Source organism: Actinospica durhamensis (genome assembly GCF_018139695.1).
GTDB lineage: Bacteria > Actinomycetota > Actinomycetes > Streptomycetales > Catenulisporaceae > Actinospica > Actinospica durhamensis.
Map to the genome: position 1 here is coordinate 1 of NZ_JAGSOG010000586.1, position 1,273 is coordinate 1,273.

General features: G+C 66.1%; 1 protein-coding gene and 1 pseudogene. Both read left to right on the forward strand.

Annotation, left to right across the window (positions count from 1 at the left end):
- Window positions 1-197: pseudogene (locus KDL01_RS41185) on the forward strand (IS5/IS1182 family transposase); the annotation flags it as partial.
- A 276-nt stretch (window positions 198-473) separates the two neighbouring features.
- A complete protein-coding gene (locus KDL01_RS41190) occupies window positions 474-761 on the forward strand; it encodes a hypothetical protein (protein ID WP_212534154.1) in 288 nt (95 codons plus the stop codon).
- Window positions 762-1,273 lie beyond the last annotated feature (512 nt).

Genomic DNA, 1,273 nt, shown 5'->3' on the forward strand with positions numbered 1-1,273 from the left:
AGGGCCCGAAAGGCGGGCGGCCCCCCGCATTCGACGCCGAACTGTACAAGCGCCGCAACCTGATCGAACGATGCAACAACCGGATCAAGCAGTGGCGCGGCATCGCGACCCGCTACGACAAGCTCCCCGACCGCTACCAAGGCGGAATCGAGCTGGTCAGTGCACTGATCTGGCTACGGTCTCTGTGCCCGGAATGACCCGGACACAGAGACCGTACATAGAGATTAATAGATGGTCAGATTCACCAACACCGCCTAGAGCTGATGCTGAGGACGTGGGCGCCAGTGTCGTCGGTCCCTGACACGATGCGGCCATCGACCTTGCGGGGGCGGTCGAGGAGTTCGTGTGTTCGCACGCGGCGTTGAAGCAGCCCACGAACACGCTCGCCGCGTATCGGGGGGACCTGGCCGGCTCGCGGGCTAGGCGAGGGCGCGACCGGCCCGGTGGCCCGGCGATCTGCCAGACTTGTCGCCATGGCCATCCGTCTCTGTGTCCTGCTCTGGCCGGCCAGCGGTGCAGAGGAAGATCTTCGAGGTTATGAGGACGCCGTGCTGCCCCTCCTCGACGAGCACGGCGGTCGGCTGGTCGCCCGTGAGACCGTTGTTCGCGCGAGTGAGAACGACCCGCTCGAGGTCCAGCTGATCGAGTTGCGGGACCAGGCGGGACTGGACGGCTACCTGTCGGATCCTCGGCGCCTCGCCCTGGAGGACGAGCGTGCCCAAGCGGTCGCGCGCACTCGGATTCTGCGGCTGGAGGGGTGACGAAACAGCCGCGCGGTAAGGGATTCGCAGTAGGTGACGGTCGCGATCTCAGCTCAACGCGCGCGGGCTCGCTCACAAGCAGACTACGTGGGATGACGTCAGGTTCTCCGATATAGCCCGAGGATCGATCTGACGGGGCCGGACTGGGATGGCGCGCTCTATCCCGACCTCATCACGGGAGGGGGACTGGCGGAAACGCTGAACCGGGCGGCTGACGACGCAGGGCTCGATATCTCGGGTGGGCCCGTTGGTCGCGACCAACGGGCCCTTCCGTGTTCCGTCCACGGCGTCAGCGCGTCGCAGCCAGCGCAACGCAGCCAGCGCGTCGCACGAGGGTGCGAGCGCCGCGAGCTTACGACGCCGTCTGGGCGGGCCGGCGTCTGTGATCCGTCCTGGGTTGGAGTTTGTGGAGTTCGTCGAGTATGCGGAGCTTTTCACGGGCCGGGTTTCGCGTGGCCGTCTTCGGTGTGGGTGTACGTGGTGGGGTGGACGGCTGTCTCTTATACACAGCT

Bases quoted from the DNA above. Each gene is read 5' to 3' on its own strand.
- KDL01_RS41190 (WP_212534154.1), top strand. From the start codon at position 474: ATGGCCATCCGTCTCTGTGTCCTGCTCTGGCCGGCCAGCGGTGCAGAG.